Genomic DNA, 26,142 nt, shown 5'->3' on the forward strand with positions numbered 1-26,142 from the left:
AGCAATTAGCCCTGAAATCAATTTGTATTTTAGAGATCTATTCAAGTGAAATAAAAGTACAAGTTCACCAGCCAAAACATCTTGTCTTGGCTGGTGATTTAATGTGTCAGTCACTTAGCTCATTTTTGATTAATGGGCTTTCTTTTTGCTTCTCTTTATTCATCTGCTCTTTATCGTTTTAGTATCGCCATCAATATAATATCACTACCTATATTCTAGTTTTTTCAAGGCTAGTCAAAGGTAAAAGCGTCATTCAATCCATTGTGAGGCAGAGCATAGATTTTTATGCTAATTATCATTTGGTTAAAACAATTTATTTACATAAGTAACGTTTGAGGGTATTTTGGCTGGATGGGTGTGAGTGGGAAGGCTGAGATGCTAGAGAGGATTTCATGACTCACCTCGCTTAATAGACAAATTAATCCTTTATTAATAGTCAATACAGTATATTAGTGATGTGCCTTGTGATTAACAGAGAGCAGGAAAGAGTATTGGGTTCTTGGTTAATAAATAGCTGCGGTAATCGAGCGTACGGGCTATACAAAGGTTACATTTGGAGTTTCAAAGGCGGAACATTTAACCTTGAGTGCCGTAGCTAATGTATAACTAATAAAGATAGGTCACGCGCAGTCACGTCCCTGATATTTTCAAGAGGCAAGTGTACTCTTATTAAAGTGAGCAGTTCGAGTGAATGAAAGGTTGTATCTTTTATCGTCACTATTTGAGTGATAATTCACATTTATCCTAACGAGAAGTCAATATGACAAAAGAATCAAGAACCAGCTTTGTAAATAGAATGATGGGACTGTCATTCAAATCGACGCAGGGTAAGTATTCGTATTGCAGTGACGCTAAAAAACAGGTGCTTTTTAGCTTAGATTGCTCGAATGACTTAAATAATAATCTCATTCTTAGCCCAACATGGGCTAAAAAAGGCTATGCACACTCTCTTAAACATATAAATAAAATTCGAAATAAAGGTTATGACCTTTTAGTGTTTAAAACTCAAACCAAGAAAAATAAACAAGGTGAAACAATTGCTGATGGCTTTAATCCGCTATTAGAAAAAAGGACATTATTAGCTGAAAATGATATGTTTAGGGCTATACCATTAAATATTCTATCCAGTGAAGAAGTGCATGTTAGTGGTAGTCCTTATTTTGAGGGAGTGACAAAAACAATAACGGTTAATGCCTATGAAAGAAATATAGCTGCTCGTCAAGCCTGTTTAAAAGAGTTTGGGTATATTTGCCAAATATGTGGATTCGATTTTGAAAAAATATATGGCGTGCGAGGTAAAGAATTCATTCATGTTCACCATATTGTGCCTTTGTCACAGATAAAAAGTGAGTATGAGCTTAAACCGCTGGAAGATTTAATTCCCGTTTGTCCGAATTGTCATGCTATGTTGCATCGAGGCGGGCACACGATGTTACCTGATGAACTTAAAGTGATATTAAATAAAGATTGCGGTTAAAATCGTCAATGACCTACGAAAACAACCAATCCATCTAAGTGCGTCAGAGATAAATCGATAGGCACTTATGTTAGACGTTTATATTAAGGCTGCAGCTAGCTAGAACACAAGCAATACATCCATGATTATATGTCTCAGATGACGCCTATGGTGCACCTGATTTAGGTGTTATGTGCTATTGAAATAGCTAAGATAAGGCGTTATTCCGAGTTCAGGTTAATAAAATTGAGTTTTCTATAACGTAGATGGGGATATATTCTCTTACAATTTACCATACTGATAAGCGTTTACTTTTAATCTGCTAATGCTCAAATGTGTATCAAATATTTGTGAAATATATAATAAAAAAACAAGGTTCATACTTTATGAAAACTAATTTGATTAAACTTCTTGGGCTGCTGTCCCTTGCCAGCTTAAGTGCGGTGCATGCAAAAGCACAAACCATAGATAATCTTTATAACTGGTCAGAAGCACCGTCAATCACAACACCCATTCAAGAAATATATCCTGCCATTTATAATGACGAAATTTATGTCTCCGGTGGTTATGTCCCGAGTAATAACCCGATATTTTTTGGTTTATCTCCTACTCGGTTAACCTTTATTTTTAACCTTGGATCTCAACAGTGGAGAAAAGGGCCTCAGTTACCAGAAGAAAGGCACCATCTTGGTTTAGTGAGTAACGCAAACTATCTATATGGCGTCGGTGGTTTTTACGGCCAAAAAGGTAAGGCGTGGCAAATACAAAATACTGTGTACCGTTTGGATATCACCTCAAATACTTGGCAAAAAGGCCCTGAATTACCCATTCCATTGGCAGAGTCAGTTTATCGATCAGTTGGGAATAATATTCATGTGATCGGGGGGAAAACGATATCGCCTGAAACGGGAAAGCATGTAGACACTAAGAAGCACTACATTCTTTTAGATAACAAACGTTGGGTAGAAGCGGCAGAGCCGAGTATTGTAAGAAGTTCTGCAGCAAGTGCAGTGTTAGATAACAAAATCTATGTAATAGGTGGTAGAGAAAGCGGTGTGCAATCAAGCAATAAACAATTTGCTGAGGTGTATGATGTGAAAAAAGATAAATGGACTGCGATTAAACCCTTTCCTGTCGCGTTAGCAGGTATGTCAGCCTCGGTGTTAAACGGTAAAATAATTGTTTCTGGTGGTGAAGCATTTGGTCAAAATGGCAACTGGAGAGAAGGCAAAGCCTATGATCAAGTATGGGCTTTTGATCCTGTTACTGAAAACTGGAGTGAAATTTCAACCATGCCTTCAGCTCGCCATGGCCATGGTTCTGTAACCCTTAATAATAAGATATACATTATGGGAGGAGCGGCAAAGGTGGGACCACAAGATACACTCGCTACCACTTTAATTTTGACTAAAGATTAAGCCATTTACATGAAGGACGAGGTGCACAGTCGCCGATAACAAATAACAAATAACAAAAGACGATGGCGTCAATAACTTATTTTACCAGCATTCGCATTCCACATGACGCCATCGCTTAACATTGGATTTAAGATCACAACTATCCATGCTTGACGTGACTCTCACTTTTTCGAGAGCCACGAGAGGGCCACGTTAGCATTATGTTTGCATGAAACAAGGTTAAAATCTTAGTTTTCGCTTTCAAGCTCTTTTCGAACAATGTCTGCGCCAGCATTTAAGGCATGGAGTTTGCCTCTTGCCACTTGTTGGGATAAGGGCGCCATGCCACAGTTGGTGCAAGGATAGAGCTTGTCGGCATCGACAAATTCAAGAGCTTTTCGAAGGGTATTGGCGACTTCCTCTGGCGTCTCAATCGTGTCGGTTGCGACATCAATGGCACCGACCATGACTTTTTTGCCTCGAATGAGTTCAAGCAGCTCCATTGGCACGTGAGAGTTGTGGCATTCTAGTGAGATAATATCGATACTGGATTGTTGTAGTTTGGGAAATGCCTCTTCATATTGTCGCCACTCAGTACCTAAGGTCTTTTTCCAATCGGTATTGGCTTTGATGCCATAACCATAACAAATATGTACCGCTGTTTCGCATTTCAGTCCTTCAATGGCGCGCTCTAATGTTGCTATGCCCCAATCATTCACTTCATCAAAAAAGACATTAAAAGCGGGCTCATCAAATTGAATAATATCCACCCCCGCCGCTTCTAATTCTTTGGCTTCTTGATTGAGAATTTTGGCAAATTCCCAGGCGAGTTTTTCACGACTTTTATAATGATCATCATACAGTGTATCTATCATGGTCATAGGGCCTGGCAAGGCCCATTTAATGGGTTGCTTGGTTTGCTGGCGTAAAAATTTGGCATCTTCAACAAACACGGGTTTTGGACGGGACACTGCGCCAACGACGGTGGGCACACTGGCTTCATAGCGATCACGAATTTTAACGGTTTGTCGTTGCTCAAAATCAACGCCGTTTAGGTGTTCAATAAATGTGGTGACAAAATGCTGCCGCGTTTGCTCGCCATCACTGACAATATCAATACCGGCTTGTTGTTGATTGAGGATAGATAAACGCAACGCATCTTGTTTACCCTCAATTAATGTTTTATCTTGCAATTTCCACGGTGACCAAAGTGTTTCAGGTTCTGCAAGCCAAGCGGGTTTCGGTAAACTGCCCGCTGTTGAAGTCGGTAAAAGTGTTTTCATAATAGATGATGCCGTTTATTTGAGTTAATGATTGAACCGAGTCATCTTAAGTGGCCCATTCAACTGACTATTTTAAATTGTTATTTTCATTTATTGCGCGTTTCATTACAGCGTTTTCGTTAACGATTTTTTGTTAACGAAGAGGGTTATTGCGCATGACTATTGAGCGAAAGTGGCAGCCCATTGCTCAAGTGCCGCTTGGTAAGGTTTGATGAAGTATTCCTCAGCAAATTTACCTTGTTCATTGGCTAACTGGCTTCGCTCTTCTCTGTCATAAACAATTTGGGTTAATGAATGATCCAGGTTCTTCAAATTGGGTTGGTAGGATTTTCCTGCAACGGCATTGGCATTATAGATCTCGGGTCGATAAATTTTTTGAAAGGTTTCCATGGTGCTGATGGTGCTAATAAGCTCTAAACTGGTGTAGTCGTTGAGTAAATCTCCAAAGAAGTAGAAAGCCAAAGGTGCCACACTATTAGGCGGCATAAAATAACGCACCTGTAAGCCCATTTTTTTGAAGTATTGCTCAGTCAAAGAGGTGTCATTTGGCTGGTATTCAACGCCCAATACAGGATGCTGATTTTCAGTGCGATGATAGGTTTTGTTATCCGATACACTGAGGCAGATCACTGGCAGTTTATTAAAGTGTTGTTTGTAAACATTTGAGTTCACAAAGTACTGAAACAGTTTTCCATGCAGTTCGCCAAAGTTATTGGGAATGCTAAATTGGGGCTTATCTTTATTATGCTTTGACAGTAATACGCTAAAGTCATAATCTCGCACATAAGAGGAAAAATTATTGCCGACAATGCCTTCAATGCGTTTATTGGTTTGACGATCCACAATATTGGTTTTCAATATTTCAATGGATGGAAAGGGCGCTGCATTGCCTTCAATATTCATATCAACAGAAATAATGTCAAGTTCGACAGAATAACGATCCCCTTTAGGGTTATCCCAATGGGCTAAGGCATTAAAGCTATTGTCAATCATGGTTAACGCGTTGCGCAAGTTAGCTTGACGGTAGTCTCCTCGCGCTAAATTCGCAAAGTTGGTGGTGATCCGTGTATTGTCTGAGGGGTGATAGTTTTCATCAAGACAAATGCGTTTAATGGAAAAGCTAACGTCTGTATTCATTGCGTATCCTGTTTTATAGCTAAAAACCTGAGATAAAACTCGATTTATTATTGGGTCTTCATTGTGTACTGACTTTTATACGGGGTTCGATACATGATTAAAAGCGCATTTATTTCATATTCAACATGAGAAATATTCATTCGCTATTTATTTGAATGTTGGCATGGGTGTCAGCTATATTGATGCAGTTTATTAACCCTTGATGAAATAAGAAGTGAGCTGAATGAGTGAATTAGTATTATTAATGATATTCTGCGCGTTACTTGGCAGTGGCGTGGGTTTTTTGGCTGGGCTGCTAGGCATTGGCGGTGGATTAATTATTGTGCCAGTGCTGAGCAGTATTTTACTTCACTTTAATCTTGTTCCGCCTGAGCAAGTGGTTATCGTTGCCGTGGCAACGTCTCTGGCATCAATATTATTCACATCCACTTCTTCGGCAATGGCTCACCATAAAAAAGGTAATGTTCCTTGGGATCTTGCGCCTTGGATCATGACGGGAGTGGCATTGGGTGCCCTGTTCAGTGGTTTTATGGCGGCACTGTTACCTGAAACAACGGTTCGTTTAGTCTTTGTTGTGAGTGTGGTGCTTATTGCCTTGAAAATGCTTTATAGCAGTACGCAAAGTGCCCCTTCAGAAGAGCGTCAAATGCCCAATAAAGGTTTGCTTACCCTTTTTACGACAATCACAGGCGGTTTATCTGCCATGATAGGCATTGGCGGTGGGGCACTCTTGGTGCCCTTATTGACATTTTTTTCAATCGATATGAAAAAAGCCATAGGCTGTGCTTCCGCTTGCGGTATTGTCATCGCATTATTTGGCTCCATAGGTTACATCAGCTCAGGGAGTTCGCATTTTGCTTTAGGAGATGGCTTTGCTGGTTTTGTCTATTTACCCGCGTTATTGGGTATTGTGTGCACGTCTTGGTTTACGGCGCCCTTAGGCGCCAAATCAACCCACTATTTACCGGTTTCAACCATCAAAAAAATATTTGCGGTATTATTGTTAGTGATGGCTGCCAACATGTTAATGCATTAATGGAAAGTCTAACGGATCCCTATCAATAAATGACGTGTTCAGCCAAGAAAACGATTAGCCCTAACTATTAAGAGTAAAGGGTGTAATGTTGGCATCGTCATTCGCCCTTCATTGTCAGTTAACATTGGACAATGAAAGGCTTGATTTTTAACCCTTGCATTGTTATCGCTCGATACTGTGTGGTTGGATCTATTAAATAGAACGGAACCTATTAATTACGTCATATAGCTTATGATGGGCAGAGGCTAGTTCATTAAGCTTATTATTAGGTTGTAGTTCAAAAAGGCTAATACAATAAATATGATATAAAACAGTTATAAGTAACAAAGTAGGCAGGTAAAAAGTTAGTAAACACTAACAATCTTGTTTCAACTCATTTTTATTATTTTAATGGAATGAATAAAAGGAAAGAACATAAAAAACATTCATTTTTAAGTTTTTAGAAGAGAGCGGTCTCATTAGTTAGGTTTAGTCTTTTAATATTAAAAAGTATGTAATAATTAAAGAAGGGGAAATAGAGTCAATCATTTGTCTTAAGCCTAAAATAAGATGATTAAAGAGGGGGCTTGCCTATTGATTATTGTCTCTTAGATTATTCTTGAACGAATGGGGAGTAGAGCGGAAGATGAGGATTCGTCTATTGACTGTGATTTCTTGTGGCTGCCTCTCGATTAACGCGCTGAATTTCGGTGAATTGATTTTGATAAAGAAGCAGTACAGGCTCCAGTTAATCCGAATAAAGGTTAACTCACAAGTCGCTGAGCTTGTACTGCAATAACACTATATTTTTCTAATAACACAAGTGCCAGATTTGTCGGGGACGGGAATAATGGATTCAGGCTTATCCTTAAAAAATTGGTTAATAGCATTTTGGGCACCTGGCCAGTGTAAACTGGAATGATCGTGCATGATCATAAAACCGCCAGAGCACATTTTAGGATAGAAATACGATAATGATTCAGAAATTGGTTTTTCGAGATCACAATCAATATGCACTAAACTGAAGTGGTTTATTTCTCCAACTTGCTCTAGACTATCGGGAAAATAGCCTTTTACATATAACACATTGTCTTCACCTATCATGTTTTTGACGGCGCTTAATGAGGTTTCTGAAAAAGCATGCTTGTCAACATGGCTATCCAGCCCTTGAAGATCACGTTGATCGAATCCTTCATAAGTGTCAAATAAGTAGCAAGTTGAATTAACGCGTTTCGCATATTTGGTGAGTAAGAAGCCTGAGTTGCCTTTATAGACACCAATTTCAGCGACATTGCCTCTTATTTTTTCTTCAATTAAATAATCGATACAGAGATTTAAGAAAAAAAATCGACCAATATCGCCTATATTATTGCTTTTGTTGCCTTTTAGCCATTGTTTAAGGTTATCAAATTCAAGAAAATTTGTTTTCTTATTGTACTCTGTGTAATTTTCTGAATATCTGTCCGGGATATAAGAGCTATAATATTTCAAGTTTATATCCTTGTGTCTGGTTAAAAGTAGGCCATTTAATTTGTTTAATAATTTAATGGCTACCTTAAAGAAGCGCTTTTTAAACCGATACTTAAGGTTGAACATTATCACTTATTCCATATCTAAATTGTGAATTGAAATGAATAGATATTGCTTATTTCTATTATGAATGGGTTATATTCTAGTCTCACTTTTATGGCCTGATGATAAGAGGAACGTCTGAAGAAGTGAGTGTTAATATAATAAAACTTAACTCATTAAGGTAGTGGCACATCAAAATGAACTGATAGCGTTTTTTAATGTATGTTATTTTTTGTTTTTTGTCTCTACTTTAATCATACATAGTATTCATGCTTTATGGTATCTGGTGGTTTTTTTACATCTGGTTATCATTTATTGGTGATTTTGACGGTTAATCTAGGATCATTTGTTTGCTAATATCCTCTATTGATAACATTATGTTTTTAATTAAATTTTGTTTATTAATCAATGTGACGTGAATTTTATGGCAACTCATTGTATCAGGCTGCAATTTCTCAATCGTTATTTTGGGAAAGACTAACAGTGACAAGTCAGAGTTGTGCAAAAAAATTAAAAGGATAATAGACTAATATTAAAGGTATAAAATGTATTTTTATTTAATTTTACTATTTATGGATGAAATTATTTAATTGAAGATCGATTGAGGTACCATTCTGATAGGAATGAACTATTGAGTGAACAGTCTGGCTGTGCATGTAGACTGAGCATGCGTTGATCGGCAGTAGTAATAGATAACAAAGTGTTTGATGCCAGTGAAGCTATCAAGTTCAAAGATCGGTTTACAAACAAAGAATTTAATCTACCACAGAAACAAGCACAGCAGTTTTGTGAGTTAACCTGCAAATGATAAAGTCGCTAGCGTACTCGGCTTTCTTGCTTAAATTTTTACCTTCTTGTAACGCTTTTAAGGCTTATCCAAAATCATAAGATTCAGTTATGTGTCATTGCTGTTTTTAACTATTTATTACACGGAAATGACACAGAATTACGAATGCTATCGATAAAACCTGACGAATTGATATCATTAAAGGCTTGTTTTTAGCTTATAAAATGAATATGTTCATTAGTAAACTATGAAAAGGTTGTCTCATTTAATATAGAAGTTTGCTGTGATATTGCTTTTGTAACCTTAACACTTGTTATTAAGGAAATGATATGAAATATCCCTATCCCTATCCCTATCTTGTATTGTTAATATTTTTATCTTCCATATGTTTTGCGAGTCAATCAAAAGAGTCTGTATCGACTGTAAAACCTGCCGCAAGTAACTTAATTACTGATGAAACACATCATTTTTCGTGCAGAAATGCCAGTGAAGCGAAGTTGAATGCTTTATTTCAGCAAATAAACAGTCAACTAGAATTAAAAGGAGTGGTGCTTTATTTTCATGGTGGCTTAAGTGGAGAAGATTATATGCAAGAAACGCTTGGGCCTTTATTGGAAGCATCTCTTTTTGATTCACCCTCGTTAAATGGATATTTCCCTATTTTTATGAACTATGATGCGCATCCATTAAAAGGGGGGAACTTTATTGCGCAGTTAAAGGCCGCTGCGAATGATATTTTTCTGCATCGTGCAGCACAAAAATTTAAAGATAAACTCCTGCAAGACTCAATGAAGATGAAAGCGCAAAAAAATCTTTTAGGTAAGATAACAGAAAAGGATGTGACTTTAGCGGCTAAGTCTTATTTGTACGGTGCGGCATTCGATATTAAGAATAAAAGCCAGTTCAAACCTCTCTTAGTCGACAATGATAAATATTATTATGACATTCTGAAAGAAGATCTATTAGCCGTTGAGTTAAACAATAACTTAGTCGAGCGAGATAATGATTTTAGTTCTATAGAGGAAGATCTTAGTCGATCTTCAACAGCGAAGCAGCACGATGAGAAAGTAAGCGAAACAAAAGGACTCTTGCCGATAACTACCAGCGTTGTGATTGCTAAATCACTGGCCAGAATCGCGCTTGGGATAAATCATCAAATCATTCCGACATTTGAAGAAGAAGCTTTCAGAACGTATAAAGTTGGGAGTTTAAGCATTCAAAGAGTCGCAACGAATCATTGGAATACAGTCAAAAACAATGCGCAAGAATGTTTTGCTAAAAATTCACCAGGGGATAAGCTGGTTCAACATCTTGTCGAAAGAAACATCCCCATTCATACAATTTCACATTCTGCTGGTGCGATACCAACAGGTTATCTATTGCAAAATATGGATAAAAAATCAAAAAAACTGGCCTCTGTGAACTTAATTGTGCCGGCGATATCTCAGGAAAACTTTAATGATCTCTACCTTGAGTCTATTGATGCTGCTCATAAGGTTTATGGATATGTATTGAGTCGTCAGCAAGAAGAGGATGACAGTATTGTTTTGGGGATTTATCCTGCTTCGTTGTTATATGCTGTTTCTGGAGTGGCTGAAGGGGTTTGGTATAATGATAAGATGTTAATGATTGAGCAGCATTTAAAGCCGACAAGGAAAATTTACGATAAATGGGCTTATAAAAAAATCACAGGATTTGACTCTAAACCTGTGAGGAATTATGTAAACAAAAACAATGATAATTGGTATTTTTATCCGAGTAAGAAATTACCTTATCAAAGCCAGAATCCTGGAAGGCGAGCGTCACATGAATGTACTAAATATCCATGGATTTCTCATGAAGTTTCAACCAACATTATTAAGAATATCTCAGGCATTTCAGAAAATAATATTAAGCAACCGACTACATCAGAGACACTTGAAGATGTTAAAAAATTAAACAAAAGGTGTCTATTTATTCAGTCTTAATACTTTATTAAGTCTGCAGAGTTTTATTACCAAATGTACAATAAGGATGTTAATTTCAAGAAAGAAGACACAGAATGGTTGATGTTCGTTTGAATAAATGGTGTAAGAAAAACAGGGAGAAGAATAATACTATTTTGAGTTATGAACGAGAGGATAGGGATATCATTTGCAGTGGTTTCCCTTTTAGTCTACTTTTTTAAGTAATCAAAAAAACAACCCGAAGAAATCCACTTGATTTTATCTTTACTTTTATCTTCTCTTGATTTTAAAACCCCGTGTAGATGCATCTGCTAGTTTCGGTTTCAAGGCGAAAGCCATAAATATGGCTTTGATCAGCGACAAACAGGGTGAATATGGCCACGCCATGAGTCAATGAACGGGAAACAAGGATGTTAAGCTGGCTTTTATATACGGATGTATTTTATTTGGCTGGCATTTAGATAAGGATGTCATTTGAAGTCGCAGAGCGCCCATGGCCCTGTCACCGATCATGCAAAGCTGTTCCCAACATTTTTAGGCATTCCCCACTATCCATGTAGGTCAGATATTCACGGCGAGTTATTTTTGTATTTGCACAAAAGCCTGCCGCAGGGTGAGGTTTTACTTTGTAAAACGCTTCGAACGAGATGCATCGATGCCGAGTGACTATCAAACACTTTGATTTCTTGTTAAAATCATCGCCTTTGATTTTGGTTATGGATTTTTGACTTGACTTCGCATTCGGACCCTCATTCTGGCGCTTCTTCTGAGCGCAATACAGATCATGCCGCTGACACGCATTCACCTTCATCTTCTGACTCTGATACTGCTGCTAATATGGCTGCGGCTGCGAGTACAAGTGTGCAAGCAGAAGGGCCTCATCCACTGTCATCGGCATTTTTAAAAACCTGTTATCAAGCAGATGCGGCCCGTATCAAAAAGCGCTTGTTTCGATTGAATAAACCCGCTCATTCCTCTGATAAGAAGAGAAAGGCGCAGCAAGGAAAAGACAATACCCATGGCACAGCATCAAACCAGCAAGCAGTAGCCAAAAAGAATGAAGAACTTGAAAGGCTGACTCAGCAGGCTTTAAAAGCGCGTGAAAAAGTCGAGCAACGTCTCGCTAATCGCCCTAAGATTGATTACCCTGAAAATCTGCCCATTTCGCAAAAGCGCGAAGACATTGCCGCTGCGATTGCCGCGAATCAAGTGGTGATTGTGGCGGGGGAAACAGGCTCGGGTAAAACCACGCAGCTGCCTAAAATTTGTCTGGATTTAGGCTTAGGCACCCGCGGCCTCATTGGCCATACTCAGCCCAGACGATTAGCCGCCCGCAGTGTGGCATCGCGCATCGCCGAAGAAATGAAAACACCTTTGGGTGAGGCGGTGGGCTTTAAGGTGCGCTTTGCTGATGCCATTAAGCCCGAGTCATATATCAAACTCATGACAGATGGGATTTTATTGGCAGAGCTTACCTCGGATAAGTTTCTCGACCAATATGACGCCATTATTATCGATGAGGCCCATGAGCGCAGTTTAAACATTGATTTTATTTTGGGGTATTTGAAAAATGTATTGAAAAAACGCCCCGATCTGAAAGTGATTGTGACCTCGGCCACCATTGATGTGACGCGTTTTTCCAAGCATTTTAACGATGCACCTGTCATTGAAGTCTCTGGGCGCACCTATCCGGTGGAGACCCGCTATCGGCCGCTGGTGTCGAATGATGATACCGACATGGATATGATGGACGGCATTTTTGCCGCCACCGATGAGCTGGTTAATGAAGGCTTAGGGGATATTCTGATTTTCTTAAGCGGTGAGCGTGAAATTCGTGATGTGGCCGAGCAGCTTAATAAGCGCCAATATCGAGACACCGACATTTTGCCCTTGTATGCCAGATTATCCTATGGCGAGCAGTCTAAAGTCTTTAACAGCCATGTGGGGCGGCGCATTGTATTGGCCACTAACGTGGCGGAAACCTCGTTAACGGTACCTGGGATCCGTTATGTGATTGATCCCGGTTTTGCACGCATCAGTCGCTACAGTTACCGCACGAAAGTGCAACGTTTGCCCATTGAAGCCATTTCACAAGCGAGCGCGAACCAACGCCAAGGGCGCTGTGGTCGTGTGGCAGCGGGCGTGTGTATTCGCCTGTACAGCGAAGAAGATTTTAATAATCGCCCTGAATTTACCGATCCGGAAATTTTGCGTACTAACTTAGCGTCAGTGATTTTAAAGATGTTGGCCATTGGGCTTGGGGACATTGAGCGTTTCCCGTTTATTCAAGCCCCGGATCCCCGTTACATTCGCGATGGCTTTTTATTACTTGAAGAGTTAGAAGCGGTAGACAAACAGACTCAAGGGCTAAAATTGACGCCTTTGGGTAAGCAATTGGCGCACATTCCGGTGGATCCCCGTTTAGCCCGCATGGTGATCGAAGCCAATAAAAACGGTTGTTTACATGAAGTGTTAGTGATCGCCTCGGCCTTGTCGATTCAAGATCCCCGTGAGCGGCCAATGGATAAACAGCAGGCGGCGGATCAGGCGCATCAACGTTTTATTAATAATGAGTCAGACTTTATTTCATGGCTCAACTTGTGGGACTTTATTAAAACCAGTCAGCAAGAATACAGCAGTAATCAGTTTAGAAAACAGTGCAAGAAAGAATTTTTGGCTTACATGCGGGTGCGTGAGTGGCAAGACTTGTATGCGCAGCTGAGACAAGCGACTCACGATTTAAAATGGAAGCTCAATACGGCGAGTGAAGAGATTAATTACGAGCTATTGCATCGATCGCTGCTGACAGGCTTGCTCAGTCATATTGGCTTTAAAGATAAAGACAAAGAGTACCTCGGTGCCCGTAATCGTAAGTTTTTTGTGTTTCCCGGCTCACCACTGGCTAAAAAAGGCCCTAAATGGGTGATGGCGGCAGAATTGACTGAAACGTCGCGTTTATTTGCCCGTTGTTGCGCTAAAATTCAACCGGAATGGATTGTGCCGCTGGCTCAACATTTGGTGAAGAAAAATTATCTAGAGCCGCATTTTGAAGCCAAACAGGGCAGTGTGGTGGCCTTTGAAAATCAAGTTTTGTACGGCTTAACGATAGTGAATCGCCGCAAGACTCAATATGGCCCGATTGATCCCGTAGAAGCCCGCGATATTTTTATTCGCAGTGCTCTGGCCGAAGGGCAGTTAAAAACCAAAGAAGCCTTTTTCATTAATAATCAAAAGCTATTATTAGATATTGAATCGCTTGAGCATAAGTCACGTCGCCGCGATATTTTGGTGGACGAGCAAGTGCTGGTGGACTTTTATCAAGCTAAAGTGCCCGAAGCCATGTATAACGCAGCCTCTTTTCACCGCTGGTGGAAAAAGGCTAAACAGCAACAGCCTGACTTATTGGATTTTGAACGTGATAGCTTGATGCAGCGCAGTGACAGTCATGTGTCGGCGTTGGATTTTCCAGAGCGCTGGCAAAAAGGCAATTTACAGCTACACGTGAGTTATCATTTTGAGCCCTCTGCCAATGATGATGGCGTGTCGGTGCACATTCCCGTGGCCTTGATTAACCAAGTTGATGACAGTGATTTTGACTGGCAAGTGCCGGGTCTACGCGAAGAAAAAGTGGTGGCGCTTATTCGCTCCTTGCCTAAAACCTTAAGACGTAATTTTGTGCCTGCACCGGATTACGCGAAGGCGTGTGTTCAGGCCATGACACCCTTTGAATTGCCGTTAATTGACGCCATGTGTAAGCAGTTATTACGCATGAGTGGCGTACGGATCGCGCCGACCGACTTTGATGTGTCTCAACTGAGTCAACATTTACAAGTGAACTTTAAGATTGAGGGCAACAAAGGCCAGTTATTGGCACAAGGGCGGAATTTATTGCCGCTCAAAGACAGCATGCAAGGGCAAGTGTCCCAAGCGATTCGTCAAGTGGCCGATGCGGGCATTGAACAAGATGCGCTGACTACCTGGTCATTTGGTGATTTACCTAAGCAGTATCAGCAGAGTAAAGGTAATTTTGAAGTCAAAGCGTTTCCGGCATTAGTGGCCCATAAAACCAGTGTATCCATTAAATTATTTGATGATGAGCATGAGGCGGATAAAGCGCATTCTGCGGGTCTAAAAACTTTATTACTGCTTAATATTCCCTCTCCGGTGAAATATTTGCAAAAGAGTTTACCTAATAAGGCCAAATTGGCCATGTACTTTAATCCTTTTGGGCAAGTGCAAGTGCTGATCGATGACATTTTGTCGGCAGCCGTGCAGCGCCTATTGGATGAGAAGAACCTAAACATTCGTGATGAGTTAAGTTTTGAGGCGGCAAAAGATTGGGTTCGCCAAGAGCTCAATCCCACAGCGGAGAAAATTTCACTGGATGTGGAGGCCATTTTGACCTTGTATCAGCAAGTAAAGAAACGCTTAAAAGGCAAGATCAGTTTAGATATCGCCTTTGCTATGAGTGATATCCATGCTCAGCTCGATAAGCTGGTGTTTAAAGGTTTTGTACAAAGCTGTGGTTGGCAGCGCTTACCGAATGTGTTGCGTTATTTAAAAGCCATAGAAAAGCGGCTAGAGAAATTACCTGTGGATCCTAATCGAGACCGATTGCATATGCACAGTATCAGTAAGGTGCAAACGCAGCTGGATGCTCAATTGGCTAAACTGCCAAAAAATATGCCCGTGCCTGAGGTGTTAGTGGAGGCGCGGTGGATGATTGAAGAATATCGCGTATCGTGTTTTGCGCAAATTCTGGGTACCGCTTACCCTATTTCGGAAAAACGCATTTTGAATAAAATCGCCGAAAGTTAAACGCTTCAGTACGTTCCAGTAAGATAGATCCCAAGTCGTGTGTGACGACTTGGGGTTTTTTTATGTTTCATCAGTGGTCTTGTTCTATGCTTTACAAGGTGCTTACTGACTTGACAGCATAATGAAAGATCAACAATTAACTGTGTTATCTCCCACAGCGATTTTAGGCTATGGCTTTCCTTTATCTTCCTTTGAGCGCGGTATGGCAATGAAACCTGACGTCATTGCCGTCGATGCAGGCTCGGTGGATCCAGGCCCCTTTTATTTGGGCTCTGGAAAATCATTTACGGATAGGGCAGCGGTAAAGCGAGATTTACTGCACATGATAACGGCAGGCATAAAAGCGAGTATTCCTGTGATTGTGGGATCCTCAGGAGGCTCGGGAGCCAAGTCTCACCTCGATTGGACGTTGAATATTGTTCAGGAATTGCTTGCTGAGCAAGACTTAGCTGCAAAAATTGGGGTGATTTCCGCTGACATTGATAAGCAGACAGTCATCGATGGCATTAATAACAACAAAGTGAGCGCATTAGCAGGTTTAGCATCATTAAGGGAAGAAGAGGTTCAAGCGTCCATATCCATTGTTGCCCAAATGGGAATAGAGCCATTTATTGAGGCCCTTGATGCTGGTTGTCAGGTGATTTTGGCGGGAAGAGCCTATGATCCCGCTGTATTTGCCGCTTTACCCATAAAAAGAGGTTTTGATGCGGGCTTAGCTATTCACATGGGGAAAATTTTAGAATGTGCGGCTATTGCGGCAACGCCGGGCTCGGGATCTGACTGTGTGGTAGGAGTGATTGATCAATCGGGTTTTACCCTCGTTCCATGCAGTGATGAGAGGCAATTTACTGAAGATTCTGTTGCTGCCCATACCTTGTATGAAAAATCGAATCCCTATGTGTTACCCGGTCCTGGCGGAAGATTGGATTTAAGGCAGGTTCAGTTTATGGCATTAGCCCATGGACAAGTGCGTGTGACGGGAAGCCGTTTTGTGCAAGATGAAGTGTATCGTGTGAAATTAGAAGGAGCACGATTACAGGGTTATCGAACGGTGAGCATTGCCGGTATTCGCGATCCCATTATGATTGCCGAAATTGATGAAATATTAGCGACCATTAAAGAGAAAATGTTGGTAAGAATGGAAGAAGATCACATCGAGGGTTTTGTTGATTTTCATGTGTACGGTAAAAATGGCGTCATGGGACAACAAGAACCTGTTAAAGTCAGTCAAGCTCATGAATTAGGTGTGGTCATTGAAGTGGTTGCAAAAGAACAAACTACTGCCGACAGTATTTGCAGTTTAACCCGTTCGACATTATTGCATTATGGCTACCCAAACCGCATTGCTACGGCTGGCAATTTGGCCTTTCCTTTTTCTCCATCTGACTTAAGTGCTGGGCCTGTTTATGCTTTTTCTATGTATCATTTAATTGAGATGCAAGAGCAATCCTTTTTTAAATTAAAGGTAATGAATTGATGAAGAAAACACTCACTGAGCTGGCCAAGGTGATCCGCTCTAAAAATTGTAGCCCTTTTGAGCTAACGTTCGATATCATTTTTAATAATAAAGAAGATTATGAGCGATTAAAAAGAACAAAGCAGATAAGCCATGCACTTGTTGCGAGCTTATACAATATTTCTGTTGATGAGGTGAAGTCCATTATCTATTTTGAACCCGCTAAAGCGATCAAAATAGTGATTAATCGTATTCAATCTTCAGGCAGTAAAGGTGACACTGATGTGTATGGTGCACAGCAACATGCTCCCTTGTTGGGTGTGATGCTTGATATCTGAGATATCAAGTCGTGTTTGTTTCATTTTTCAATATTAAATTTTATTTCATCATGTTTAACTTTATTTTACTACTTATATTCTACTAGTGTTTACATTTTGTTTAATACACTTATTTAAATCTTACTCATCAAAAATGTCTGCCTTTTTATTCAGGAATTATATTTAAAATTATTTTTTATTTTTATATAAGCGGTATATATCTATTTTCATTTACCTGTTTGATTTTAATTAATGATAATCATTGTTGTTTGTATTATAGTTTTTAATATTTTTTTTAGTATTAAAGTTGTAACTTTTATAATTCATGGTATTCACAATGTTAGCAATTAAATTAATTTTTATGGGTTTATAATAATGGGTAATATTCTTTTAAATCCAATGTCTTTAAGCTTTTTATGTGATAACGATAAAACAGGCTTTGTTTATAATCTGTTGATATAAATCAATATTATTTCATTACTAAAAGTTAATGTTATATGTTTGACAAGTTTTACCCCTGTACTAGCCTTAGAACGAAATACGGAGGCAAGACATATTTTAAAGCGATATTGTTTTTGCCAATGTATTTTGGAACATGGAAATACCTCGATCATTTAATCGATGATGTTGGAGGTGATATATCATTGTCATTATCTAATTAAAAATAAACAATAGTGTTATTTTTATATTCATAGCAATATTGATGTGTATTAATCATCGTGAGGGTGGTCTTTTTTAATTTATATTTATAAGGATATTTAAATGTTTAAAAAAAGTATTATCGCTTGTTCAATTTTAGGTTTTTTTTCTTTTTTACCTTCGATGACCTTTGCAGCTAGTCAGGTTGATTTACGCAATAATCAGGCGCAATTATTACATGTTACAGCGGATAAACATAATTTAAGAAGTCTGCTTAACTTCAGTGATAATGACAGTCTCGAATTATTAAAACAACGGACCACATTATCGAGTATGACCCATAGTCGTTACCGCCAACTCTATCAAGGTATCCCTGTTTGGGGACACCATGTATTAGTGACATCTGATGATTCTCAGCAGGTTGTCGCATTACATGGAGCTTTGTTAAAAGGGATTGGTAAAGACATCAGTACTCAGAGCATACAAACCAATAAAATGCAGGCGAAAAAGGTACTGTTTAAGCAACAAAATGCACTGAAAGCCCAAAACCCAGAAGTGAAAGATTGGGTATTTGACAATATTACCAGTGAAAAAGTGATTTATTTAAATGAAAGAAATCAAGCTAAATTGGCTATTTTTATCTCGTTTTTTGCCGACTCAGCGAAAGGAGGGCATCCTACCAGACCCACTTATATCATCGATGCGACAACAGGTGAAATGATAGAAAGCTATGATGGACTTGCTTTTGCGGATGGTACTGGCCCTGGTGGTAATGCGAAAGTAGGTCAATATCATTATGGTACGGACTTCCCCACTTTTAACATTATTGATGTGGATGGCAGTACTTGTCAAATGGAAAACACCAATGTTAAAACCGTTGATTTAGATCATGGCACATCCGGTACCTCAGTGTTCGAATTTGGTTGCTATGAAAATGCCAAAAAAGAAATCAATGGCGCTTATTCTCCGCTCAATGATGCTCACTTCTTTGGTGGAGTGGTGTTTGATATGTTTAATGATTGGTATCAAACCGCGCCACTCACTTTCCAATTAACCATGCGAGTGCATTATTCCAATAACTATGAGAATGCGTTTTGGAATGGCTCTTCCATGACTTTTGGTGATGGTCGAAATACTTTCTATCCACTCACATCGCTCGATGTTTCTGCTCATGAAGTGAGCCATGGGGTGACAGAGCAAAATTCGGGACTAGTTTATTATAATCAACCAGGTGGCATTAATGAATCATTTTCTGATATTTCAGGGGATGCGGCTGAGTTTTATATGAAAGGAACCAATGACTTTTTAGTGGGAGCCGATATTTTTAAAGCCGCAACGGGGGCGTTACGTTATTTTGCTGATCCTACCCTAGATGGCCGCTCAATTGGGCATGTGAATGATTACTATGATGGATTGGGTGTGCACTATTCCAGTGGGGTCTTTAATCGAGCCTTTTATAATTTGGCCACCACAGCAGGTTGGGATACCCATAAAGCCTTTGATATTTGGGTTAAAGCCAATCTAGATTACTGGGGACCATTGACAAACTTTCAGCAGGGAGCTGAAGGCATTTTGGATGCGGCTTTGGCGCTGAAAGACACAAATCCGAATTTTGATTATCCTGCTACTGATGTGCGTGATGCATTTGCTGTTGTGGGGATTGATCTCGTGATCCCAGCAGAACCTATTGCGAATTTTGAGTTTAGTAAAGAGTTTTTAACGGTGAGCTTTATGGATAGAAGCACCAGCTCAAATGGCGATATCACCACTTGGGCATGGGATTTTGGTGATGGCGGAAACTCCACATTACAAAACCCCGTTTATACCTATGCTGGTGCTGGTGCTTATGAAGTGAATTTGATGGTGACGGATGTGGATGATCGCACTCATTCAATGACGCAAACCGTGAGTGTGACTTCGACTCCTGAATATTGCTCTGCGGCAGGGGGATCGAACAGCTTTGAGTGGATCAGTGGAGTTAGTGTGGATAGCTTTAACCATACTTCGGGTGCCAGTGGTTACTCTGACTTTACCGATCAAGTCATTAATTTAGCCAAAGATAATTTCTATCCTCTAGTCTTAACGCCAGGGTTTTCTGGGACAGCATACTCTGAAAACTGGCGCGTTTGGGCTGATTTAAATCAAGATGGTGACTTTGACGATGCAGGTGAGCTGCTATTTAATGGAGCTTCCTCTAGTGAAGTCAATTATGTTATTCATTTGCCAGCAACTGCAATGTCGGGTGAAACAAGAATGCGAGTGTCAATGCAATGGAATTCATCCGTATCTGCTTGTGAAAGCTTTAGTTGGGGAGAAGTAGAAGATTACACCATTAATATTCAATAATGGAGTTAGGTTAATACTTATCTATGTGAAGTATTGATCAATAATAAAAGGAAGCATGAGTTTCCTTTTATTATTTTATATTGGTTTATTCAAAATTAATAATAGGGGATATTGATATTTTTAAGTCTGTTATAACATATTTAATTAATAATGTAACGGTGAGAGGTTGTAGTGTAAATGTCAGTGAATCGAAAACAGTACCCATCAATAAATATAATGTCTAAGAGGGAGTTATATGTTAATTATAATGACATTGTATATTTTATATTGTTTTTATTTTATTGTCGATAGTTTACTTGTTATTAAATTATTTTAATCTTTAGATTACTTTTTAACTATGACTTTAGTGTCTATAGTTAATTGACTTTAAATCAGTGAAAATAACTTATGCTCCGAAATGTTTTAAATATGTCTAGAACTTTATATTTGTTTTCTATTAATGAGAATCATTGTTGTTTATATTACAATATTTATTTGTTTGTTATTTAGTATTAAAGTGGTAATGATTAATAATGAGTTATTTTGACATGTTAATGTTCAAAATAAAGGCTTATGAAATAACTGTAACGTTAATATTCTTTGAAATCCAACATCTTCAAGTCACTTGCATGGTCATTAATGATAGCTGTTTATTTTTAAGGTTTTGATTATTAGTACTTTATTATTTATTAGTAAAAGTTAATGTTTTATGTTTGACAAGTTTATTCTCTGTACTAGCCTTAGATCGAAATACTGGTGTATGGCATATTATAAAGTGGCACTGTTGTTGTCGAAGTATTTGGTACTATGGAGTTATTTCGATCATTTAATCGATGATGTTGGGGAAGGAGTATCATTGTCAGTAGTTAATTTGAAATGAATAATAGTAATGTTTATATATTCATAATAATTGGCAGTATGTATTTTTCATCGTGATGGTGATCATTTTTTTATTGATATGTATAAGGATATTTAAATGTTTAAAAAAAGTATTATTTCTTGTTCAATTTTAGGGCTATTTTCTTTCCTACCTTCGATGACCTTTGCAGCTACTCCGGTTGATTTACGCAATAATCAGATGCAATTATTACATGTTAGTGCTGATAAAAGTGATTTAAACAGCCTGCTGAATTTTACTGCTAATGACAGTCTAGAATTATTAAAACAACGGACCACTCCAGCGAATATAACCCATAGCCGCTATCGTCAGCTATATCAAGGGATCCCTGTTTGGGGGCACCATGTATTAGTGACATCTGATGATTCCCAGCAGGTTGTCGCATTACATGGGGCATTGCTACAAGGGATTGGTAAAGACATCAGTACTCAGAGCATACAAACCAATAAAATGCAGGCGAAAAAGGTACTGTTTAAGCAACAAAATGCACTGAAAGCCCAAAACCCAGAGGTGAAAGATTGGGTATTTGAAAATATTACCAGTGAGAAAGTGATTTATTTAAATGAAAGAAATCAAGCTAAATTGGCTATTTTTATCTCGTTTTTTGCCGATTCAGCGAAAGGAGGGCATCCTACCAGACCTACTTATATCATCGATGCGACAACAGGTGAAATGATAGAAAGCTATGATGGACTTGCTTTCGCTGCTGGTACTGGCCCTGGTGGTAATGCGAAAGTAGGTCAATATCATTATGGTACGGACTTCCCCACACTTGATATCATTGATGTGGATGGCAGTACTTGTCAAATGGAAAACACCAATGTTAAAACCGTTGATTTAGATCATGGCACATCCGGTACCTCAGTGTTTGAGTTTGGTTGCTATGAAAATACCAAAAAAGAAATCAATGGCGCTTATTCTCCGCTCAATGATGCTCACTTCTTTGGTGGAGTGGTGTTTGATATGTTTAATGATTGGTATCAAACCGCACCACTCACTTTCCAATTAACCATGCGAGTGCATTATTCCAATAACTATGAGAATGCGTTTTGGAATGGCTCTTCCATGACTTTTGGTGATGGTCGAAATACTTTCTATCCACTCACATCGCTGGATGTGTCTGCTCATGAAGTGAGCCATGGGGTGACTGAGCAAAATTCGGGTTTACAATATTCGAAGCAGCCAGGTGGCATTAATGAGTCATTTTCTGATATTTCAGGGGATGCGGCTGAGTTTTATATGAAAGGAACCAATGACTTTTTAGTGGGAGCCGATATTTTTAAAGCCGCAACGGGGGCGCTGCGTTATTTTGCTGATCCTACCTTAGATGGCCGCTCAATTGGGCATGTGAATGATTACTATGATGGATTGGGTGTGCACTATTCCAGTGGGGTCTTTAATCGGGCTTTTTATAATTTGGCGACTACAGCGGGTTGGGATACTCATAAGGCATTTGATCTCTGGGTCAAAGCCAATCTAGATTACTGGGGACCATTGACAAACTTTCAGCAGGGGGCTGAAGGGATTTTGGACGCGGCTTTGGTGCTGAAAGACACAAATCCGAATTTTGATTATCCTGCTACTGATGTGCGTGATGCATTTGCTGTTGTGGGGATTGATCTCGTGATCCCAGCAGAACCTATTGCGAATTTTGAGTTTAGTAAAGAGTTTTTAACGGTGAGCTTTACGGATACCAGTTCCAGCCCGAATGGTAATATCACCACTTGGGCATGGGATTTTGGTGATGGCGGAAACTCCACATTGCAAAACCCCATTTATACTTATGCTGCTGGCGGTGCGTATCAAGTGAATTTGATGGTGACGGATGTGGATGATCGCACTCACTCTGTGACGCAAACGGTCAATGTGGCGCAATTACCTGAATATTGTACTGTGACTGGGGGATCAAACAGTTATGAGTGGATAAGCGGTGTCAGTGTCGGTGGTTTCAGCAATAGCTCTGGGGCCAGTGGTTATTCTGACTTTACAGGCCAAGTGATTGATATGACTAAAGGCACTGGATACCCTATGGTGTTAACGCCGGGCTATTCTGGTGCATCTTATACTGAAAATTGGCTCATTTGGGTTGACTTGAATCAAGATGGAGATTTTGATGATGCAGGAGAGCAGCTCTTCAATGGTACTGGCTCAAATGCAATGACTGGGACATTAACTGTGCCTGCGACTGCAATGACGGGCCAGACAGTGATGAGAGTGTCTATGCAGTGGAACTCGTCAGTTTCAGCATGTGAAGCCTTTAGTTGGGGGGAAGTGGAAGATTACACCATTAATGTGCAGTAATTAATGTTCAGTCATTTTTATGTAGAGCAAAGCGATTAGAGTCAATGTCTATTGAAGGTATGAATTGAAATAGATGGATTGAGTCGTGATGCTGACGATAAAAAAAAGGAGACTCATTTTGAGTCTCCTTTTTAAGGATTACGATAAGAATGTAAGGTGTTTAAGCTGCTTGCTCATGATGCTTATGTGCGGTCATTTGAGCTTGTAACTCTTCGGGAGAAAAATCATCGACATTAATAGACTTCATTCGACCTATCTCTGCTTTTTCTAATAGTGCGACTTCATCATCAGTTAATATGCCTAAGGCTTTTCCTTCTGCTGCCACTTTATCAAGCCATATGAAAGGCAAACGTTTATTGGCTGCTTTACAGACTTTATCAAACAAAGGTTCTGCAGCCAGCAGATCTTTAAAGGTTTCTTCTTGAATACCGATGGGATTATTTTCATGGGCGGCAAAATATTGACCATTACCTAAACGATCACGACTTGCACCAGGTGTTTGCATAATCGCAGCAACTTTGCCATCTAGCGCATCACTTGGGCGGGTTATAGGACGGCCAAATGGGAAGATGAATAGACGTAGTGCACGACCTAGCCCCATTGGGAAGTTGTCTAGTAATTCATCGAGAGACGTTTGTAGTTTATGCAATGAATCTTCGACAGCCCATTGAACTAGGGGTAAATCTTCAGTTTTACGGCCGTCGTCTTGATAACGTTTAAGAGTAGCAGACGTTAAATAGAGCTGACTTAATAAGTCGCCTAGGCGAGCTGAAATACGCTCTTTACGTTTTAAGTTACCACCTAAGGTTGCCATAGCTAAGTCAGAAAGCAGGGCTAAGTTAGCACTAAAACGGTTCATGTGCTGATAATAACGCTTGGTTTTATCAGAATAGGGGGCATTAGAGAAACGGCTTGAGGTCAAACCCAACCAGAAGCTGCGCACAAAGTTACTGGCTGCAAAACCCATGTGACCAAAAATAGCGGCATCAAAGTCATTCAAGCCTTTAGTAGCATCGGAATCGAACGCTGATTCCATTTCTGCTAGCACATAGGGATGACAGCGAATAGCGCCTTGCCCATAAATGATCATAGAGCGAGTAAGAATATTCGCTCCTTCAACGGTAATGGCGATGGGTGCGGCTTGATAGCCACGACCTAGGTAGTTATTAGGGCCAAGACAGACACCCTTACCCCCATGGATATCCATGGCATCAATGATACTTTTTTGCATTCTATCGGTTAAATGGCATTTTACGATAGCGGAAATAACGGAAGGCTTTTCACCTAAATCAATACCTGTTGTCGTTAATGAGGCAACAGCGTCCATCAAGTAAGCATTACCACCAATACGAGCCATTGGCTCTTCAATGCCTTCGAGTTTACCGATAGGTAATTTAAACTGACGGCGAATGCGAGCATAAGCGCCTGTGGCCAAAGCGGTCGTTTTCACACCACCTGCAGAATTTGAGGGTAAAGTGATACCTCGTCCAACAGATAAGCACTCGACCAGCATGCGCCAACCTTGACCTGCCATTTCTGGGCCACCAATGATGAAACTGAGTGGGACAAAGACTGCTTCGCCTTGAGTGGGGCCATTTTGGAACATACAGTTGAGTGGGAAGTGACGGCGACCTGTGATCACGCCTTTTATATTTGTTGGAATAAGGGCACAAGTGATCCCAAGTTCTTTTTTATCGCCTAACAAGCCATCTGGATCTTGGAGTTTAAAGGCAAGCCCTAATACGGTCGCAACAGGCGCGAGCGTGATATAGCGCTTGTTCCATGTGAGTTTCATGCCTAGGACTTCTTCACCTTCCCATTGTCCTTTACACACAACGCCAAAATCAGGAATGGCGCCGGCATCACTGCCTGCTTCGGGACTGGTTAAAGCAAAACAAGGTACTTCGAGCCCTTTTGCTAAGCGAGGTAGATAGTGATTTTGCTGCTCGCTTGTGCCGTAATGTTGTAATAACTCGCCAGGGCCGAGAGAATTAGGGACACCGACTGTTGAAGCCAGTTCACTGCTAACACCCGCTAACTTTTGCAGTACGCGAGATTGTGCATAGGCAGAAAACTCTAATCCACCATATTGTTTTTTAATGATCATGGCAAAGAAGCCATTATCTTTTAAATATTGCCAAACTTCTTGGGGAAGATCCGCAAGTTGATGTGACACTTGATGTTGATTGACCATGGCACAAACGGTTTCAACAGGCCCATCAATAAAAGCTTGCTCTTCAGCGGATAAGGTCGCTTTTGGATAATTGTGTAGTTTTTTCCAATTTGGGTTACCGGCAAAAAGATCCGCATCCCACCATGTGGTACCGGCTTCAATGGCTTCTTTTTCCGTTGATGACATTTCAGGCATGATCCCGCGATATACCTTCAATAAAGGGCGGGTGATGAAATTTTTTCTAAAAGATGTTAGGTTAAGAGGTAAAGCTATGATCAAAAAGGCAATCCAGGCAATAGGGTTGATGATATCAATCATCGAACCTGCCACCATTATAATGCCAGCACCAAGTGTTGCAGTCAGCAACGATACTCGTAAATAGGTTAATGTACCTAATACTAAGATCATCGCTATAATCCAAAGTAGCGTATTCACTGTCTTTCTCCTTTAAAGTGTGACCCAATTATCGAAAACGGTCACTAATATTTACTGGCATCCAGACCATGTTACTTTTCGTGGTCTGACCTGTCTAATATGAAATTTAAACCTTAGTGAAAAGTAATACAAGCTTTTTTAAACATTTGTTTGAATATTTATTATTTTTTAATTATTTAATCTGACG

At 39.8% G+C, this 26,142-nt stretch carries 13 protein-coding genes; 9 read left to right on the forward strand and 4 right to left on the reverse strand.

Annotation, left to right across the window (positions count from 1 at the left end):
* The first annotated feature begins 862 nt into the window (after positions 1-862).
* Positions 863-1,477: an HNH endonuclease gene (locus tag Q0779_RS16935; RefSeq protein WP_298774329.1), complete on the forward strand. Its 615-nt coding sequence runs from the start codon at positions 863-865 to the stop codon at positions 1,475-1,477.
* A gap of 365 nt (positions 1,478-1,842) precedes the next feature.
* Positions 1,843-2,874: a kelch repeat-containing protein gene (locus Q0779_RS16940; RefSeq protein WP_298774332.1), complete on the forward strand. Its 1,032-nt coding sequence runs from the start codon at positions 1,843-1,845 to the stop codon at positions 2,872-2,874.
* A gap of 227 nt (positions 2,875-3,101) precedes the next feature.
* Here the strand turns inward: Q0779_RS16940 and Q0779_RS16945 are convergent, their stop codons facing one another.
* Positions 3,102-4,136, reverse strand: coding sequence for a methionine synthase (locus Q0779_RS16945; protein ID WP_298774335.1), 1,035 nt, complete (start codon positions 4,134-4,136; stop codon positions 3,102-3,104).
* Between the two features lie 159 nt (positions 4,137-4,295).
* Positions 4,296-5,273 carry a DUF1852 domain-containing protein gene (locus Q0779_RS16950; RefSeq protein ID WP_298774338.1) on the reverse strand — a complete coding sequence of 326 codons (978 nt, stop codon included), beginning with the start codon at positions 5,271-5,273 and terminating at the stop codon, positions 4,296-4,298.
* 223 nt (positions 5,274-5,496) lie between these two features.
* On the opposite strand from Q0779_RS16950, the gene Q0779_RS16955 reads away from it, so the two are divergent.
* A complete protein-coding gene (locus tag Q0779_RS16955) occupies positions 5,497-6,309 on the forward strand; it encodes a sulfite exporter TauE/SafE family protein (RefSeq protein ID WP_298774340.1) in 813 nt (270 codons plus the stop codon).
* Between the two features lie 780 nt (positions 6,310-7,089).
* Here the strand turns inward: Q0779_RS16955 and Q0779_RS16960 are convergent.
* Positions 7,090-7,779, reverse strand: a complete 690-nt coding sequence (locus tag Q0779_RS16960) for a TylF/MycF/NovP-related O-methyltransferase (RefSeq protein WP_298774341.1) — start codon at positions 7,777-7,779, stop codon at positions 7,090-7,092.
* Positions 7,780-8,976: 1,197 nt separating this feature from the next.
* Here Q0779_RS16960 and Q0779_RS16965 point away from each other — a divergent pair.
* From Q0779_RS16965 to Q0779_RS16990, 6 genes are all read left to right on the forward strand, one after another.
* A complete protein-coding gene (locus Q0779_RS16965) occupies positions 8,977-10,614 on the forward strand; it encodes a hypothetical protein (RefSeq protein ID WP_298774342.1) in 1,638 nt (545 codons plus the stop codon).
* Positions 10,615-11,430: 816 nt separating this feature from the next.
* Entirely contained in the window at positions 11,431-15,411 is a 3,981-nt protein-coding gene (gene hrpA, locus Q0779_RS16970) for an ATP-dependent RNA helicase HrpA (RefSeq protein ID WP_298774390.1), read from the forward strand.
* A gap of 121 nt (positions 15,412-15,532) precedes the next feature.
* The gene (locus Q0779_RS16975) at positions 15,533-16,888 is read left to right on the forward strand and encodes an acyclic terpene utilization AtuA family protein (protein ID WP_298774344.1); all 1,356 of its coding nucleotides are present in this window, start codon (positions 15,533-15,535) and stop codon (positions 16,886-16,888) included.
* Positions 16,888-17,205: a DUF4387 domain-containing protein gene (locus tag Q0779_RS16980; RefSeq protein WP_298774345.1), complete on the forward strand. Its 318-nt coding sequence runs from the start codon at positions 16,888-16,890 to the stop codon at positions 17,203-17,205. The genes Q0779_RS16975 and Q0779_RS16980 overlap by 1 nt, the downstream gene beginning before the upstream one ends.
* A 741-nt stretch (positions 17,206-17,946) precedes the next feature.
* Complete coding sequence (locus Q0779_RS16985) at positions 17,947-20,169, forward strand: M4 family metallopeptidase (protein WP_298774347.1); 2,223 nt, start codon at positions 17,947-17,949, stop codon at positions 20,167-20,169.
* 955 nt (positions 20,170-21,124) lie between these two features.
* A complete protein-coding gene (locus tag Q0779_RS16990) occupies positions 21,125-23,347 on the forward strand; it encodes a M4 family metallopeptidase (protein WP_298774348.1) in 2,223 nt (740 codons plus the stop codon).
* Between the two features lie 160 nt (positions 23,348-23,507).
* On the opposite strand, the gene fadE is transcribed toward Q0779_RS16990, so the two are convergent.
* Positions 23,508-25,955 (reverse strand): acyl-CoA dehydrogenase FadE, encoded by a 2,448-nt coding sequence (gene fadE / locus Q0779_RS16995; protein WP_298774350.1) that lies wholly within the window; start codon positions 25,953-25,955, stop codon positions 23,508-23,510.
* Positions 25,956-26,142 lie beyond the last annotated feature (187 nt).

It is taken from the genome of uncultured Shewanella sp. (genome assembly GCF_947491715.1).
Lineage (GTDB): Bacteria > Pseudomonadota > Gammaproteobacteria > Enterobacterales > Shewanellaceae > Shewanella.

What these genes read in the sequence shown, in the direction of transcription:
- Q0779_RS16965 (WP_298774342.1), top strand. Translation starts at nt 8,977, where the DNA reads ATGAAATATCCCTATCCCTATCCCTATCTTGTATTGTTAATATTTTTA.
- Q0779_RS16940 (WP_298774332.1), top strand. Translation starts at nt 1,843, where the DNA reads ATGAAAACTAATTTGATTAAACTTCTTGGGCTGCTGTCCCTTGCCAGC.
- Q0779_RS16945 (WP_298774335.1), bottom strand. Translation starts at nt 4,136, where the DNA reads ATGAAAACACTTTTACCGACTTCAACAGCGGGCAGTTTACCGAAACCC.
- Q0779_RS16975 (WP_298774344.1), top strand. Translation starts at nt 15,533, where the DNA reads ATGAAAGATCAACAATTAACTGTGTTATCTCCCACAGCGATTTTAGGC.
- Q0779_RS16950 (WP_298774338.1), bottom strand. Translation starts at nt 5,273, where the DNA reads ATGAATACAGACGTTAGCTTTTCCATTAAACGCATTTGTCTTGATGAA.
- Q0779_RS16955 (WP_298774340.1), top strand. Translation starts at nt 5,497, where the DNA reads ATGAGTGAATTAGTATTATTAATGATATTCTGCGCGTTACTTGGCAGT.
- Q0779_RS16990 (WP_298774348.1), top strand. Translation starts at nt 21,125, where the DNA reads ATGTTTAAAAAAAGTATTATTTCTTGTTCAATTTTAGGGCTATTTTCT.
- hrpA (WP_298774390.1), top strand. Translation starts at nt 11,431, where the DNA reads ATGGCTGCGGCTGCGAGTACAAGTGTGCAAGCAGAAGGGCCTCATCCA.
- Q0779_RS16980 (WP_298774345.1), top strand. Translation starts at nt 16,888, where the DNA reads ATGAAGAAAACACTCACTGAGCTGGCCAAGGTGATCCGCTCTAAAAAT.
- Q0779_RS16985 (WP_298774347.1), top strand. Translation starts at nt 17,947, where the DNA reads ATGTTTAAAAAAAGTATTATCGCTTGTTCAATTTTAGGTTTTTTTTCT.